At 55.8% G+C, this 15,027-nt stretch carries 15 protein-coding genes and 1 pseudogene; 15 read left to right on the top strand and 1 reads right to left on the bottom strand.

All coding sequences use genetic code 11. The features are described 5' to 3' along the window. The first annotated feature begins 185 nt into the window (after nt 1-185). The 3 genes from I9184_RS18810 (at nt 186) to I9184_RS18800 (ending at nt 4,477) form a co-directional block, all read left to right on the top strand. Nucleotides 186-1,718, top strand: a complete 1,533-nt coding sequence (locus I9184_RS18810; protein WP_209835412.1) for a phospholipase D family protein — start codon at nt 186-188, stop codon at nt 1,716-1,718. Between the two features lie 337 nt (nt 1,719-2,055). Next, complete coding sequence (locus I9184_RS18805) at nt 2,056-3,024, top strand: zinc transporter ZntB (protein ID WP_171637219.1); 969 nt, start codon at nt 2,056-2,058, stop codon at nt 3,022-3,024. Nucleotides 3,025-3,145: 121 nt separating this feature from the next. Then, nucleotides 3,146-4,477, top strand: coding sequence for an MFS transporter (locus I9184_RS18800; RefSeq protein ID WP_171637216.1), 1,332 nt, complete (start codon nt 3,146-3,148; stop codon nt 4,475-4,477). Nucleotides 4,478-4,592: 115 nt separating this feature from the next. Here the strand turns inward: I9184_RS18800 and I9184_RS18795 are convergent, their stop codons facing one another. Further along, nucleotides 4,593-4,811 (bottom strand): hypothetical protein, encoded by a 219-nt coding sequence (locus tag I9184_RS18795; RefSeq protein WP_171636968.1) that lies wholly within the window; start codon nt 4,809-4,811, stop codon nt 4,593-4,595. A gap of 211 nt (nt 4,812-5,022) precedes the next feature. Between I9184_RS18795 and I9184_RS18790 the strand changes: the two genes are divergently transcribed. From I9184_RS18790 to I9184_RS18735, 12 genes and pseudogenes are all read left to right on the top strand, one after another. Then, a complete protein-coding gene (locus I9184_RS18790; RefSeq protein WP_171723931.1) occupies nt 5,023-5,523 on the top strand; it encodes a DNA starvation/stationary phase protection protein in 501 nt (166 codons plus the stop codon). A gap of 50 nt (nt 5,524-5,573) precedes the next feature. Further along, a complete protein-coding gene (locus I9184_RS18785) occupies nt 5,574-5,858 on the top strand; it encodes a coiled coil domain-containing protein (RefSeq protein WP_171637212.1) in 285 nt (94 codons plus the stop codon). A 44-nt stretch (nt 5,859-5,902) separates the two neighbouring features. Next, nucleotides 5,903-7,165: a DUF2254 domain-containing protein gene (locus tag I9184_RS18780; RefSeq protein WP_209835411.1), complete on the top strand. Its 1,263-nt coding sequence runs from the start codon at nt 5,903-5,905 to the stop codon at nt 7,163-7,165. Between the two features lie 112 nt (nt 7,166-7,277). Further along, nucleotides 7,278-7,907, top strand: a pseudogene (locus tag I9184_RS18775) (IS6 family transposase); the annotation flags it as partial. A gap of 143 nt (nt 7,908-8,050) precedes the next feature. Further along, the gene (locus I9184_RS18770; protein ID WP_209835410.1) at nt 8,051-8,977 is read left to right on the top strand and encodes a hypothetical protein; all 927 of its coding nucleotides are present in this window, start codon (nt 8,051-8,053) and stop codon (nt 8,975-8,977) included. Between the two features lie 84 nt (nt 8,978-9,061). Next, nucleotides 9,062-10,018, top strand: coding sequence for a MoxR family ATPase (locus I9184_RS18765; RefSeq protein ID WP_209835409.1), 957 nt, complete (start codon nt 9,062-9,064; stop codon nt 10,016-10,018). Between the two features lie 5 nt (nt 10,019-10,023). After that, a complete protein-coding gene (locus I9184_RS18760; RefSeq protein ID WP_348539550.1) occupies nt 10,024-10,920 on the top strand; it encodes a DUF58 domain-containing protein in 897 nt (298 codons plus the stop codon). Beyond that, the gene (locus I9184_RS18755) at nt 10,917-11,288 is read left to right on the top strand and encodes a hypothetical protein (protein WP_171637203.1); all 372 of its coding nucleotides are present in this window, start codon (nt 10,917-10,919) and stop codon (nt 11,286-11,288) included. Before I9184_RS18760 ends, I9184_RS18755 begins: the two co-directional genes overlap by 4 nt. 199 nt (nt 11,289-11,487) lie before the next feature. Further along, on the top strand, nt 11,488-12,240 hold the full coding sequence (locus tag I9184_RS18750; RefSeq protein ID WP_245218212.1) for a VWA domain-containing protein: 753 nt from the start codon (nt 11,488-11,490) through the stop codon (nt 12,238-12,240). Then, nucleotides 12,240-13,139 (top strand): vWA domain-containing protein, encoded by a 900-nt coding sequence (locus I9184_RS18745; protein ID WP_171723925.1) that lies wholly within the window; start codon nt 12,240-12,242, stop codon nt 13,137-13,139. The genes I9184_RS18750 and I9184_RS18745 overlap by 1 nt, the downstream gene beginning before the upstream one ends. Next, nucleotides 13,136-13,810 carry a tetratricopeptide repeat protein gene (locus I9184_RS18740; RefSeq protein ID WP_171637199.1) on the top strand — a complete coding sequence of 225 codons (675 nt, stop codon included), beginning with the start codon at nt 13,136-13,138 and terminating at the stop codon, nt 13,808-13,810. The genes I9184_RS18745 and I9184_RS18740 overlap by 4 nt, the downstream gene beginning before the upstream one ends. After that, nucleotides 13,807-14,997 (top strand): BatD family protein, encoded by a 1,191-nt coding sequence (locus I9184_RS18735; RefSeq protein WP_171723924.1) that lies wholly within the window; start codon nt 13,807-13,809, stop codon nt 14,995-14,997. Before I9184_RS18740 ends, I9184_RS18735 begins: the two co-directional genes overlap by 4 nt. Nucleotides 14,998-15,027 lie beyond the last annotated feature (30 nt).

The following is a 15,027-nucleotide window of genomic DNA, read 5'->3' as shown; positions in this document are numbered from 1 at the left end:
GTTTTTCGAACCGTGAGTCACGCAACCCCGCTGAAATCAATGGGTCCTGACCCTAATTGACAGGATGACGACCAAGGTTTCGTTAAATCCTCACTATGCGATGAAACCTCCTGAAGTTTTATAGAACAAACTTGCAATCGTGACCTCAAGCGTAGTCACTTAAGAGTGACTGCTGGAGGAAACCGATGAAGTCATGGACTATAGTTCTTTGTGCCTGCTGCACGCTTGTTCTCGTCGCTTGCGCTCCTAAAGTTCGCATTTATGAAAAAACGGTAACGACTTCGTTACCCGCTGCCACAACCACTGAATTGGCTCTAGCAGCCAATCGGCTGGGAGATCCCAAAGACGGCCGTTCAGGCGTCAAATTAATCAGTGACGGTGAGCAAGCTCTGGTGTCACGACTTTTGTTGGCTGCTGCGGCTGAGCGAACGATTGACGCTCAATACTACCTTTTGCACAACGACCCGACAGGTCACCTTTTTGCGGCTAGCCTTTTGCAGGCTGCGGATCGAGGCGTGCGGGTGCGGCTGCTGTTGGATGACATAGATACATCCGGTTATGACGCGATGACAGCCGCGTTGGATCACCATGAGAATATTGAAATCCGCCTGTTCAATCCTTTCTGGCGTGACCAAGGCCTAGTCGTTGCCGGACTAACGGATTTCAAACGCATCAATCGCAGAATGCATAACAAGTCGATGACCGCAGACAACGTGTTCACGATTGTAGGCGGTCGAAATATCGGGGCCGAATACTTTCTGGCACGGGAAGAAATGAACTATGCAGATTTGGACGTATTAGCCGTCGGTCCCGTCGTGAATGAAGTATCGCAGAGCTTTGACGCATACTGGAACAGTGAATTCGCTGTTCCGGCCCGCGTGGTTGTCGGGGAACCCGAAGACTTCACACTTAGCGAAGCGAGAAACAGGTTGAGTGAATTGGTAGAGGAAGCAAAACAAACCCGGTACGGCGCGGCCCTGAGAAAATCGGCGAGGGAAAACTTTGCAGACGGCGCGCTGTCACTAGATTGGGTGCCCGCAAAACTCTACGTCGATCCACCTTCCAAGGCCGCGGGGCTTGAGAACTCAGGTCCAATTCTTGCGTCGCAACTGTTGCCGTATTTCGAAAGCGCTGAAAGTGAGGTGAATATCGTTTCTGCTTACTTCGTGCCACGCAACAATGGCGTGAGGTGGTTGAACGAACTAGAAAACCGCGGTGTCGACGTCAAAGTCGTAACCAACTCACTGGCTTCAAACGATGTCGCACCAGTCTACGCGCACTACGCAAAGAAACGCCGAGCATTGCTGCGTAGCGGGGTTGAGCTTTATGAATTGCGGCCGGACGCCTATCAGGTCCAACGTCGTGGTATTAACTGGGCTCAGTCTCGGTCTGGCCTGCATTCTAAAGCGTTTGCTGTGGACGACCGGTATCTGTTCATCGGTTCGTTCAATTGGGACCCTCGCTCGGTCAACATCAATACAGAAATGGGCATTTTGATCGACTCGCCAGCTCTGACCATTCAAACCTTAGGCGCTTTGGACGAAGCACTGTCGGCATATACCTATCGCGTGACGCTGGAGGAGGCAGGGCAGCTAAAATGGAGCACACGGGACGCAGATGGCAAAGTCCTCGAATATAGCTCAGAACCGACGGGTTCTGCCTGGGATCACATAGTCGCCGGCTTTCTAGGTATTCTGCCCATCGGTTCTCAGCTTTAGAGTTTTTGAAGAGGGCTTGGGACACACATCAAACTTGTTCTGGCCTTTTCCAATGTGCACTCGGTGCAAATCCTCGCGCGTATTCACGACGATGATAAATCTGAACTGGAAGCGCAGAGGGAAATGACCCATCACACATCGGATTGATCGCTCACCTGATACCTTTCATAAGATGAACGCGTTTTGGAATTCTCAGTGTTCAATGCGCCTTGTTCTGCCCGTAACCAATAGTGGCATAGGTCGCTAAACCATTTATGGTCCGTCCAGTTAAGGGAATTGTCCGCGCGCAGTCTTTGGCATGCATTGGCTTCCCAATCGACGCAAAATAGGATCGCCAATGAACACACAAACAGTCACTCCCATCTGTGCGTTTGATATAGTAGCGGGCCAAGCAGTCCCTGTCTCTTCAGATTGGCCAGAACCCTTCGCAAGGCAGCAAAACGGCTACCGCTGGATTCATTTCGACCTCGCCGACAGCGGCTTGAGGCAATGGGCATCCGAACAACTGCCAAACATAGCCGCGCAAGCATTGCTTCAATCCGAAACGCGACCACGATGTGATCTGCACGAGGATGGCATCATCCTGAACCTACGCGGCGTTAACTTGAACCCTGACGCGTCTCCGGAGGATATGGTTTCACTAAGGCTCTGGGCCACAGAAAGAACTATCGTATCTGCCCGTGTGCGCAAAGTCTGGGCAGCAGACAATTTTCGTCTAAGAGCCGAAAGCGGTTCGGGGCCGGAAAGTGTCGGTGCATTTTTGGCAGAACTTGCTGCGGGGCTCACAAAGCGGATTGAGGCTGTTTCCCTTGAACTTGAAGACGAGACAGACTCTCTCGAAGAGGTTGGACTTTCAGGAAATGAAATCAAACCAGAGAGCATTGCGCGATTGCGGCAAACGGTGATCAAACTTCGGCGCTATATCAGCCCGCAACGCGATGCGCTCGACGCTTTGTCCTCATTGAAAAGTAGCGTAATTCACAGCGACGCATCCGTATTGGTCAATGAAACCGCGAACCGCACTCGCCGTACACTTGAGGAACTGGACGCAAGTCGGGATCGCTTGACTGCCCTTCAGGAGCAAATGGACGCCGAACACGCGAATGCGCTTGCTCGAAACGGCTATCTCTTGTCTGTCGTGGCCGCGATCTTTCTGCCACTTGGATTTCTGACTGGTCTATTTGGCGTGAATGTTGCTGGCATGCCCGGCTTGAGTGCGCCCTTTGCGTTTTGGGCGCTGACACTGGCGTCGGTTGCCATCGGAATTGCACTTTACGTCGTATTCAAACTCTCGAAGTGGTTGTAGCGAAAGTAGATTGCCAAAGGTTGACCAAACTGCTGTACAGAAAGCCTTGATCACCTTCGCCAAATCGCTATTGCGAGCAAAATAGCTTCTCATTTCTCAGTTTGACATTAGGCTAGACCCGATGTTCCGACAGCTCTTACCGATATCAGCGTTACTTCTTGGTTCAGGGCTTCTTCTGTTCGCAGGTGGTGTCCATGGTCTGATACTTCCCGTTCGTGGCTCTTTCGAGGGTTTTTCCGCCAGCTCTCTGGGCCTTTTGGGAACGGGGTGGGCAGTTGGCTATGTTGCAGGATGCCTTGTTGCACCAAGGCTTGTTGGAGCAGTAGGACATATTCGAACCTTCGGCGTAATGTGTGCTCTTGCCGCCGTAACGATCCTTTTCCAGGCTGTGGTAGTAGAATCGTGGGCTTGGATACCGTCGCGCGCAGTTTCAGGATTTTGTTTTGCTGGCGCGGCAATGATCGTCGAGTCCTGGCTCAACGATAAGGTTGAACCCAATACGCGTGGTACAGTCTTTGGCGTCTACACGATGGTTAACCTGGGTGCGGTGACAGCCGGTCAGATGGCTATCTCACTGGGAGATGCAACAGGTTTCATCTTCTTTGCCATTGGTGCGATGGTCTATTGTTTGGCGCTTATACCAACAGCCCTGTCAACCTCTGAGTCGCCCGCACCCCTGACATCTGTGCGTCTCGACCTGCCGGCGTTGTGGCGAAACTCACCAGTTGCGGTTGCCGCGGTCTTTCTTGTTGGCATTTCAAATGCAGCATTTGGGACGCTTGCTGCGGTGTATGCGGATCGCGTCGGGCTATCACTTACTGCAATTGCTTTGTTCGCGAGTATTCCGGTTTTAGCCGGAGCCTTTGCGCAAGTCCCGATTGGTTTTGCAAGTGATCGAATGGACCGGCGTAAAGTCTTGCTGTTTACAGCGGGTGTGGCTCTCGCTTCGGACCTGGCTTTCGTCCTTCTTGCGCCGGAGTCGCGCGTCATGAACCTTGCTTTGGTCGGGATGTTCGGCGCTGCAATTTTTGCGATGTATCCAATCATCGTTGCGCACGCGAACGACCATGCTACGCCGGGCACCTCGATTCAGGTTTCAGGTGGGTTGCTGATGGTCTACGGGCTGGGATCGATTGTCGGGCCGCTGATAGCAGGTGTAGCAATGACTGGATTAGGGCCACAGGGCCTGTTCATGACAACTGTGGCAGCGCATTGCCTCATGATTGTATTTACGTTCTGGCGGATTATGGCCAAGTCAGCCGTACCTGAAAGTGACAAGACCGCATTTCGCGTCAGCGCTCCGGCAAGGGTGGTTACGCCTGAAACTGCCGTCCTTGCTGTCGGTGAAGATGAGGCAATTTCGCTTGCTGACGCCGAGAGCGGGCTGGGCGCCAGCCCCGATGTGAAGGATAGTCTGGCGCCAAGAACTAATTCTGAAGACAGCCCTTCCTAGTCGTCCCCAATGTGTTCGCGGCGCGCTAGGCTGGTCAACTACCGGCGCGAAGGTGAGAATTGAACATCACCTTAATCAAAAATGGTTTTCGCGCGGGGCTCTGTGAATGTTCCTGTCATTCATCCACAACACGAAACTCGCCGGAAGGCGCATCAGTCGGTGGTTCTTCAAACTCATTGGAAATCAGACCGCGACGGATGAGTTCTCGAATGGCGGCCGCTCTGGAGGGCAGTCTGTTCTCGAACCGCCAATCATCGATGACTTTAAGCTCTTCGAGGTCGAGCATCAGTTGCAGTTTTTCGGTGCGCTTTGGTGGTCGATTTTGATCAGACACTGGCATGACCTCAGTAGCTTACGTCAGTTACTCCAAGCATGTATGGCATTGGGCCTGCGTGTCTACATCAATATTGGCATGTGGGGCAGGATACCCAGGATCATGAAGCACCCCATGATGCGTCGGATACCCATAATAAGTATATGTTTTTATTTGTAATTTTTTGTGTCCCCCTTAGTTTTTACTCCATAAGCAACGAAACGGAGTGAATATGATACAGCAAGTATTGAAGTCTGAAGTTCAGGAAGAAACGAACGATACAGGCATCGACAAAAATGCGTGGATCGCCAACGCGGTGACGGAAATACTGGCCGATACAATGATCCTGATGGTGAAAACCCAAGGCACACATTGGAACGTTGTGGGCCCACTATTCCTGCCGATCCATGAGCTGACAGAGCGTCAGTATCGTGACCTGTTCGAGGCCGCTGATGAATTGGCCGAGCGTGTGCGCGCGTTGGGTCAGGTGGCACCGATTTCGTTCACTGACATGGTTAGTCAGGCAAAGTTGACCGAAGAAGAGATGGTCAAAGATGCGGAGGGCATGATCAAACAATTGGTTGCAGACCACGAAGCGATTGCCCGGAACCTGCGTGAGACTGCCGCGACCGCCGCCCGTTATGGCGATGGGGCTACAGAGGATCTGATGAACGCCAGGATGGCGAAGCATGAAGAAGCAGTCTGGATGCTCAAGGCGATTGTTGCGGCCTAGTGGGCGGCTCCCGTCGATCTGAACCACAGTTTGCGAAGAAAGGAAAAACGATGACACGCGTTGGGTACGAGAAAAAGGCACAGCTGCAACTGGATAGTTGGAATGCCCAGATTGATGTTCTTGAAGCCAAGCTGAAAGTGGCGGAAGCGGATGCCAAGATCGAGCTCGAGGAACAACTCAGCATGCTCTACAAGGTAAGGTCTGACGCAGAAGCTCAGCTGAAAGAGTTGAAGTCGACCAGCGACGAGGCCTGGGAAGACGTCAAAGAGGGCTACGAGGCTGCATGGAATGACATGCAGAGTGCTTTGAAAAAAGCGGCCGACCGGTTCGCGTAAAGCAGGGTTCGTCAAGAAAGCGCGTGTTGTGAATGGGGACTGGAATGCAAACACCCAGAGAATTAGTGAGATACTTTCGCGGGTTCCTAACCATCCCTGCTGCCATAAGTCTTTCAGGGCTTTTGGTGGCTGGGATTGTCTTCAAGACCGAGCAAGCGCTCGTACGTTGGGGTTGGTCCGCTTCCGATTGGCTCAGCGTTTCCAATCGCACTGCGAGCGATGTACTGAGCGCAATCTCGGCAGCATCCATGTCCGCGTTGGTCATGGTCTATTCCATTGTTCTGCTGGTCTACACTTTGGCAGCAGGATCTATTGGCCCCAGGCTCTTGCAGCGTTTTGGCGAAGACAGGGTAAACCAGGTTGCAGTCGGTTCACTTGGAGCAACGTTTTTATACAGCTTGATGATCTTGTGGTTGGTACGCGATGACACATCAGTGAACCTAGCCGTGGTGGTTGGCATAATCTATTCGATCGTCTCAGTTCTATTGCTGCTGCTCTTCGTCCATACAGTATCGACGCGCGTAACCATTGATCAGGAGGCGGCGCGGATTTCTGAAGCCTTGGATCGCCAAGTGAGCACCGCGATCGAAAACAGTGCAGATATTCCATCCTCAGAGGCAATTTCTGAGGAGGGAGACAAGCGCCCGGTCCCGGCTTCGGGCACCGGATATGTGAACTCGATCAACACCGAAGAACTGGTGCATGCGGCCAAACAAGCAGGAGCAGTCGTCGTTTTTGATGTGCAGCCTGGTGACTTTATGGTTCCATCGGACATTTTGGCCAATGTTTATGGTGATATTGATGAGAATCTCAATGATCTGGTGCCGGCGGCAGCTCCGTTGATCCCCGCGCGAGACCCTAACGGAGATATCCGTTTTTCTGTCCATCTTCTCGTTGAAATCGCACTTCGGGCATTGTCGCCGGGTGTCAACGACACGTTCACCGCAATAGTCTGCATCGACCGTCTGTCGGCCTCTCTGGCCCGTGCGTGGTCGTCCAAGCTCTGCACGGGTGTGTATCGAGATGACGACGGAGCCGTGCGGGTGGTTTACCCATCCATCACGGCAGAGTCGTTGTTTAACGACTCGATGCCAGCTCTAAGACGCGCCGCTCGGGGCAATGGCCTCGTGACGGCCGCCCTTATTCGAGCTTTGGTGCGCATTGCTGAAGCGGCTCCAGAAAAGAAAGCGCGGGCTGTTGTAGATGAACTATCCGCAGTCAGAGATGAGACCCGAGAAAGCGATATGCTGGAGCGCGATATTGATAAGTTTTGTGGTCAAATCGAAACTGCAATTAAAAGGGTTTAGTCAACCGTCCTGGACATTTGCAGTCCAGCTCGGCTCTTTCGCAAACACTGTTCCCACCTGTCAGATCAAGCGTCGTTTTGGTAGCGCGTGCTCAAAATGACAGGAGCAAACCATGACGATCTCATTCAAGGGCGCGCATTTTCCGAAAGAGGGGATTTTGTATGCTGTTTTCTTCTATCTCTGATACGGTGTTCATACCGGGATCTGGAAGAAATCATGGCGGAACGTGGCGTTGAACTGGATCACGCACCTCTGAACCGATGGGTGAACCAATATGCCGGTCTTGTAGCGGATGCGTCGCGGTACAAAAAGCGCCGCTGATCGTTCATGGCGCATGGATGAAACCTATGTGAAAGTGAAGGGTGAGTGGGTTTATCTCTATCGGGCCATCAACAAACACGGCAAGACCCTGGACCTCATGCTATCTAAGCGCCGCAATAAGGCCGCTGCGACAGAGTTTTTCTCTTGGGCGCTTGAGGTGAACGGTTTGCCACGGAAGATTGTCATCGACAAAAGCGGGCCAACACTGCCGGTATCAAAGCAATCAACAAAATGCTGAAAAGGTTTTGGCTGCCCGATCCCAATCGAGATGATCAGGCGGAAGTGTTTGAATAACATCGTGGAACAGGACCATCGAGTCATCAAACGTCGCATCAGGCCCATGTTGGGTTTCAGGTCTTTCTCTTCAGCTGCATCTGCCCTAGCCGGCATCGAACTGGTTAACATGATCCGCAAGGATCAATTCACGCCCGAAACCTGCCCGGTTCAGCAGGTTGCTCAGCTGGTGGGCTTAACGGATCGTTATTCCCATCCAGGCGGATTTAAAAGAATTTTGCGAGAGTCCCGTATCCCGGATAGAATGCGCGTCACTTTGAGAGGGGCTGAATGCGGTATCTGTTGTTGCAAGTATTGGCGATTGTCGCTTTTGCAGGCGCGCTTTGTGCAGAAAAGAGCGATTATATCGAACTTGCACAGAGAGGATGGGGGTATGAGCTGCGGTCCACGATGCTGGGGCGCGACATGGCGATCCCCGTTCACATCAATGGCCGCGATCAGGCCGGTGCAGCCCTGTGCCTGGTTGGTGAAAAACCGCATCCGCAAACGCTTGTCGTTCTTGATACTTTTCGGGCGTTGCTGAAACACAGCTTCGGCCACCCGACACCCATGCGCTACGCAGGCCCATCTGCGCGCGATTGTGGAACCGGTCGAACCGTGGTTTTGCGATTGTATTCCGGGTACCCTCCCAATCGGGACCTTTCGTCAGATATCGACTGGCTCAGTGAACTCCACCAGCTTGGTTTGCCTGCGGGTCGAAACTATGTGGTGACATCACCGGCGATGGCACAGACCTTTTTTGGATATCGGGGGCAGGGGACCCATATTGTGGTCAAACAACCGGCGCATGATCAAACCAGCAAGCTGGAAAGCGATTTTCACAAATCGATCCTGCTGGAAGAGCTGTTTCAGTCCTTCACCTTTGGCATGGACATCCTGCTATATGACAAATCGTCAGGGTTCTTGTCGAAATTGCAGGAAACGCCGGTAAACTTGCAGCGCCTGCCTTGGAGTTCGCACGACTTCATGCGCGCATTGCTGGATTCGAACCCAAGCGGTCTTTGTGCGTTTGACATCTTCATGATGCATGCTGTCGCGCAATCCCCGGTGGATCAAACCATAGACCCCGGCTTTATCGAATACATTGATGCCCAATATGACCGGCTATGGGCGCAGGCAGACGAAACCCTGGCCAATCCCAGATTTGCAGCCCTTTTTGATGAAGGCTGCACCAATTCGGTTCGTGTGCCCAGGTAATACCATCTGACGTGTTTTATCGGGCGGGTGACTCCGGGTAGCCTGAGCGCAGGCAATGCGCCCTCAGAGGCTATGGGAGGACATATGGATACGAGGCCTGAAAACCCGCCACGCGCCATTGCGGGATTGTCCGCGTATCTGTCGCAGGGGCTTATCGGTCACGCGCATCTGGTGGACTCTCTTTTGATCGCGCTGCTGGAAGGTGGTCATCTTCTTGTAGAAGGTCCGCCCGGGCTGGCGAAGACACGGGCGGTCAAATGGCTGTCAAACGCTGTCGAGGGCGGCTTTGCCCGTATTCAATGCACACCTGACCTGATGCCCTCTGATCTGACCGGAACACCGGTTTACCAGCCTCAGGAAGGCCGCTTTGAGTTTGTTCCGGGGCCGGTGTTTCACACTCTGGTGCTGGTTGACGAGATCAACCGCGCGCCGCCAAAGGTGCAGTCTGCCTTGTTGGAGGCCATGGCAGAACACCAGGTTACGGTTGGCAATGAAACATACGCCCTGCCGGATCCCTTTCTGGTCGTGGCGACCCAGAACCCCATTGAACATGACGGGACCTTTCCCTTGCCCGAGGCGCAATTGGACAGGTTTCTGCTGCATGTCGTACTGACATTGCCGGATCTGGAAACGGAACGTGAGATTCTTGATCTGGTCATCGCCGAAACCCGGAATGGGCCTCAGGACGCGCAGCGGATGACGCTTGAAGAGCTGAAGATTGCCCGCACCGAAGCGCAGTCGGTTCACGTCGCGCCAGAATTGCGGGACTATATCGTACGGCTTGTGCTTGCCACCCGTGAAGGTCCGTTTTCCGAATATATTGAACACGCAGTCTCGCCGCGCGGGTCATTGGCCCTGGCCTCGGCATCGCGCGCGCGCGCCTATCTGCGGGGCCGGGATTTCGCCCTGCCTGAAGATGTCGCCGCTGTTGCGCCCGATGCGCTGGCCCACCGCATGGTGCTGACCTGGAGAGCCGTTGCAGATGGGAAAAAGCCGCGCGAGTTGGTGGCCGACATTCTGAATGCGGTCGAGCCGCTGTGACGGGCGTGCTGGCACATGCGGGGGTTCGCCTGACGACCGAGGCCTTGATTGCATTGCGGCATATCGCATTGACCGACCGCGGCAACCCGACAATGACGGCCCTGCCCGGAGGATTTCTGACCCGAAAGCGCGGGCAGGGCGTCGAGGTTGCTGATGTACGCGAATATGTGGACGGGGATGACATTCGTCATTTGGATCGCGGAACGACCGCCCGCACGGGGCGTATGCATATCCGGCAGTTTCAGGAGGAACAGGACCGCGTCGCCCTGTTGGTTGCGGATTTTCGTGCACCGATGTTCTGGGGCATCCAGCGGGCGTTTCTGTCAGTCGCTGCCGCCGAAGCCTTGACCCTGATCGGATGGTTCATGGTTGAAAGCGGCGGGCGTGTCGGTCTATTGGCGCTTACCCCCGGCGCACCCGTCATCGTCCCGTTGCGAGGGAAAACGCGCGGAATGCTGGATGTGATCGGTGGCCTGGTTCAGGCTCATGCGCGCAGTCTGACCGCGCTGCAAAAAGGTGAGGATGAAAGCTGGACGCTGGAACAGGCACTTGCCGGCGTTGAGCGCCTGACGCCGACGGGCGCCGAGATTATCATCGCGTCTGGCTTTGATCAGCAGGGAGAGGGCTTTTCGGACGTGCTGGACCGGCTCAATCATCGCCGCACCCCCAGACTGCTGCTTGTGACTGAAAGCAAAGCGCATGAGATGCCAAGAGGCTGGTATCCGATCCGCCTTTCAGATGGGCGGCAAAAGCGGGTCTATCTGGCCCGGGCAGAGCCTGCCGGCGAACTTGCGTTTCAGAAGGTGGCAACACATCCTGCGCTTGTCCTGAATGCCAGTGACCCGGTCGAACAAACCTCTCGTCGCATTTCGTCGGTTTTCGCGGCAAGATATGTGGCATGAGTGAGAAAGCACTCTCTGAAGCCACGATGCTGGCCAGCCTGCGGGATATCCATTTGCCCGCCGAGGCCGCAGGTGGGGCGGTTGCGGAATTCGCGGCTGTTCTTGGTATCGCGGCGCTGGCTTCGGTCGGCTGTGTCGCCATCTTGCGGTTGCTGAGTGTCAAGACCGCAGCAAACAGGCGGCCGGATCCACCGGATCGATCTGTTGAACAACCGGGGTGGTCCGTGGATCGCCGCAGGGTGGCTCTATTGCACAAACTGCGCGCTCAGAATCCGACGCGTTATGCAGAGTTGACGGGTGATCTTTATCGACCCGGTGGTGAACCGGATCTGGCGACCCTGCAAAAGGAGGTCGCTAGTCGTGTTTGAGCTTGCTGACCCCTGGATCTTGTTAGCGCTGCCATTGCCTCTTGTCATCACACGTTTGGTCAAGCCGCGGCCGGTTTTCGAGCGGGGGTTCCCAGTTCCGGACCGCATAGGCGGAATGCTTATGGCGGCCAGCCCACAGGCTCAGGCCAGGACCCGGACTTTGGCGGACCTCCTGATTTTGTGGATCATTTGGGGGCTCATGATTTTTGCACTGTCCGGTCCGCGCCAACTGCAACCCGTCAGCGCCCTGAAAGTGTCCGGACGGGACCTTGCGATTGTTCTGGATCTTTCGGGATCGATGGTGCGGGAGGATTTTTATCTCGATGGGCGCCAGATCACCCGTTTGCAGGCGGTGACACGCGTTGGATCCGAGTTCGCCCGACGCCGCGCCGGCGACCGGGTGGCCTTGATTGTTTTCGGGTCCGAAGCCTATTTCGCCACGCCTTTCACTTTCGATACCGAGGCTGTCGCGCGACGGATCCAAGAGGCCACGATCGGTATCTCGGGCCGTGCGACAAACATATCCGATGGTCTGGGCCTTGCTTTGAAGCGCCTGGCCAACAGCCAGGCGGTGTCGCGGGTCGTCATTCTGTTGTCGGATGGAGTGAACAACGCGGGCGCCACGAACCCCGGTGGCGTGGCCGAACTGGCGGCCGAGATGGGGGTGCGGGTCCATACGATTGCTCTGGGCCCGAAAGACCTGCAAAGCGCCGAACCTGGTGAGCGCGGCGTCGTCGATGCGACAACCCTGCGCGCCATTGCCGAAATTTCAGGCGGCGAAGCGTTTCGCGTCAAAACCACCGATGATCTTGTCGACGTGACTCAGGCCTTGGATCGGCTGGAAGCGACGGACAGCGCGGGCCTTACGGCCGAGGTCTACCGATCATTCTGGACCTGGCCCGCAGCAATGGCGGCCGCACTTGCCCTGTTGGCGGCGTGGAGGCAAGCGTGATGATTGAGCTGGATGTCACTTTACTCAGACCGGTCTGGGGGCTTTTGCTGCCTGTCATCTGCGGGGCAGGGTGGTGGTTGCTTTCCCGTGCCGGAGGGTTCGGAGCCTGGGACAAGATCACCGACCCGCAGCTTGTCCAGGCGATGGCCGCGATCGGCCGGATCGAAGGCGGCTCCTTCCCGCTCAAACCCGCTGCCTTGCTTCTGACCGCCGGGATCGTCGCGATTGCCCTGACCGGCCCGGCAATCGAACGGCGCGACGCGCAGACCTATCGCAATCTGGATGGCGTATTGTTCCTTGTGGATGCATCTGACAGCGTGGCGGAAGGCGACCGCTGGCCGCAACTGCTGAGCATGGGGCGTTTGGGTGTCAGTGCGCTTGGGTCCCGCCCCGGCGGCATCATCGTTTACGCGGGCGATGCCTATGTCGCCACGGATATGACCACCGATCACCGCCAATTGGGTCAAACGCTGTCGCTCATCGATGGACAGACCGTTCCGGACAAGGGATCGCGACCCGAACGCGCGCTGGCTTTGGCTTTGCAGCGGATGGAAGGGGCGGGCATCCTGGCCGGGGACGTCGTCCTGTTCACTGACGGGGACGGGCTGGGATCACCCTCATTGCAGCGGGTCGCATTGCTTGCTGCACGAGGGGTGCGCGTGTCCTTGGTGTCGGCTCACCGCACGACTGCGCAAATCCAAACCCACGCCGCGCTCGGCGGTGGCGCTGTCTTCACTTTGGACCAGTCAGATGATCTGGCCAATTGGCTGGCAGATGATGCCGCAACCCGCTTGATACGGGCGGACTATCCGGTGCTGTTCTGGCATGATCTGGGGCGGTATTTGTTGTATTTCGCATTGCTCCCCCTGCTGTTTTTGTTCTGGAGGGAAGGGGCATGAGGTGGTTCGCGATTGCAGGTGCCACTTGTATTGCCGTTGCCTTTGCGCTGGGCGGCGCTGCCCCTTTCGGCCGCGTCGCATTGGCAATCGGTCTGTATCCAATGGCTGCAAAACTGTTTTCCGACCCTGACTGGCAAGGTGTTGCCTTCTACCGTGCGGGCGTTTTTGACAAAGCAGCCAGTGCTTTCGAGCACGCCGGGAACCAGTACAACCTCGGCAATGCTTACGCCCGGACCGGCCAATTGGCCGCTGCGCTGGAAGCCTATGATCAGGCCATGGCCAGGGGAAACCTGGATGCCCAGGCGAATTTCGATGTGCTGGCCGCCTATTACGCAGGGCAGCAGATCACCCCAGAGGCGTTGAGCCTTTTCCCCGAACGGAAATCCGGCCCCAAGGCCGACAGTTTTGTCGCGCGCGGGAATGCGCGGGCGGCGGGAACCGGCAGTGAGGTCACGAACGCGAACACGATGCTGGGACTGGCGGAATTGGACAGTCGCGGGCAACTGGGCGTGCGCCGCATCTTTGATGACAAGTTCATGGTTGCCGATCTGCGCTGGCTCAATCAGCTTTCCGATGTTCCGGGTGAGTTCATGGCGGCACGGATAGCACACGAACACAAGCGCCGGGAAAAGCTTGGTCTTTCGCCTCCGGAAGCGGAGAACCCGGAATGAAGTGGCTGTTTCTGCTTCTTATTGCACTTCCGATGCAGGTTTTGGCGCAGTCGAAAACAGTGCTGCCCTCCGAGGCGTTGATCGAAGTTGCCATCGAAGACAATGCCCCGGTTCCGTTCACCCAAGAGATGGTGCTGTTGACGATCCGGGGTGTCTATCGTCGGCACATCACGCGCGAAGAGCTGATCCAACCCCGCCTGGATGGGTTCAGCTGGGCGCAACTGGGCCCGGACAGCTGGTCGGAGCAAAGGATCAATGGCCGGAAATACAAAGTGTTCACCCGACGAATGGCGATCTATCCTGTCGAGGCAGGCAAGCTTACAATTGGTCCGTTTGTGCACAGGTTGACCCTGACAGACGAAAATGACGACTGGTTCGAACACGAGATTCAATCAGAGCCGCTGACCATTCAGGTGGCGCAAGCCCCGGCCACCAAGGAGTGGTGGTTTCCGGTTCGCAAATTGCAGATTTCGGATCAGTGGTCGAATGCGCCGGATCAACTTGCGCCGGGTGAGGGGGTCTTGCGCGTCATTCGACTGGAAGCTCTGGGCGCGACGCCCGAGATGATCCCGCCCATGCCCGAGTTGACTTCGCCTTCGGCCCTGATCTTCCCGCATCCTGAGAAACGGCTTGTCGAACTGACCCCGGAAGGGCCGGTCACCCATGCGTTCTGGCGCTGGACCATACGCCCTTCAAACGACACATCCGGCATCGTTGAACCCTTACAATTCAGTTACTTTGATACCGTGGCCCGTGAAACCCGAGAGGTCGTCATCTCACCACAACGCATTGCCTATGGCACGGCCATCGAAGACGTAAACCTTGGCGGCGCAGAGGCAGATGCGCCAGCAGCAACGCTGTTGGGTTGGCCAATGGCCGCAACCGCCATTGTAGTTTTTTTGGCCGGTTTGGGGTTTGGAATGTCCGGTCACAAACTGGCCGTTTCAAGGGCACTGCGTCGCTTTGGGGTTTTTGATCCGTTGGCCCGGGAATTGCGACGCAGTGCCAGGGCTGGTCGCGCAGACAGGCTGCGGCAAGCGGCTTCTGCCGTCCTGCGCCGCGACGGCCCTTCATCCAGTCGACTCAAACACATGCAAGACTTTGACAGGCAGTATTTTGATCCCAATGCTGCGGCGCCCGATTTGAAGGCGTTTGCCAGGGTCTTCCTCGGGAACCAGACCGGCTGAGTCATCAAGCATTTGTTATCTATGGTATCT

The organism is Ruegeria sp. HKCCE3926, from assembly GCF_017872515.1.
Taxonomy (GTDB): Bacteria; Pseudomonadota; Alphaproteobacteria; order Rhodobacterales; family Rhodobacteraceae; genus Ruegeria.
This window is presented reverse-complemented; position numbering and strand designations above follow the sequence as displayed.

Excerpts from the sequence above, each read along its gene's own strand:
- I9184_RS18810 (WP_209835412.1), top strand. The coding sequence starts at position 186 with ATGAAGTCATGGACTATAGTTCTTTGTGCCTGCTGCACGCTTGTTCTC.
- I9184_RS18805 (WP_171637219.1), top strand. The coding sequence starts at position 2,056 with ATGAACACACAAACAGTCACTCCCATCTGTGCGTTTGATATAGTAGCG.
- I9184_RS18800 (WP_171637216.1), top strand. The coding sequence starts at position 3,146 with ATGTTCCGACAGCTCTTACCGATATCAGCGTTACTTCTTGGTTCAGGG.
- I9184_RS18790 (WP_171723931.1), top strand. The coding sequence starts at position 5,023 with ATGATACAGCAAGTATTGAAGTCTGAAGTTCAGGAAGAAACGAACGAT.
- I9184_RS18785 (WP_171637212.1), top strand. The coding sequence starts at position 5,574 with ATGACACGCGTTGGGTACGAGAAAAAGGCACAGCTGCAACTGGATAGT.
- I9184_RS18780 (WP_209835411.1), top strand. The coding sequence starts at position 5,903 with ATGCAAACACCCAGAGAATTAGTGAGATACTTTCGCGGGTTCCTAACC.
- I9184_RS18770 (WP_209835410.1), top strand. The coding sequence starts at position 8,051 with ATGCGGTATCTGTTGTTGCAAGTATTGGCGATTGTCGCTTTTGCAGGC.
- I9184_RS18765 (WP_209835409.1), top strand. The coding sequence starts at position 9,062 with ATGGATACGAGGCCTGAAAACCCGCCACGCGCCATTGCGGGATTGTCC.
- I9184_RS18755 (WP_171637203.1), top strand. The coding sequence starts at position 10,917 with ATGAGTGAGAAAGCACTCTCTGAAGCCACGATGCTGGCCAGCCTGCGG.
- I9184_RS18750 (WP_245218212.1), top strand. The coding sequence starts at position 11,488 with ATGATTTTTGCACTGTCCGGTCCGCGCCAACTGCAACCCGTCAGCGCC.
- I9184_RS18745 (WP_171723925.1), top strand. The coding sequence starts at position 12,240 with ATGATTGAGCTGGATGTCACTTTACTCAGACCGGTCTGGGGGCTTTTG.
- I9184_RS18740 (WP_171637199.1), top strand. The coding sequence starts at position 13,136 with ATGAGGTGGTTCGCGATTGCAGGTGCCACTTGTATTGCCGTTGCCTTT.
- I9184_RS18735 (WP_171723924.1), top strand. The coding sequence starts at position 13,807 with ATGAAGTGGCTGTTTCTGCTTCTTATTGCACTTCCGATGCAGGTTTTG.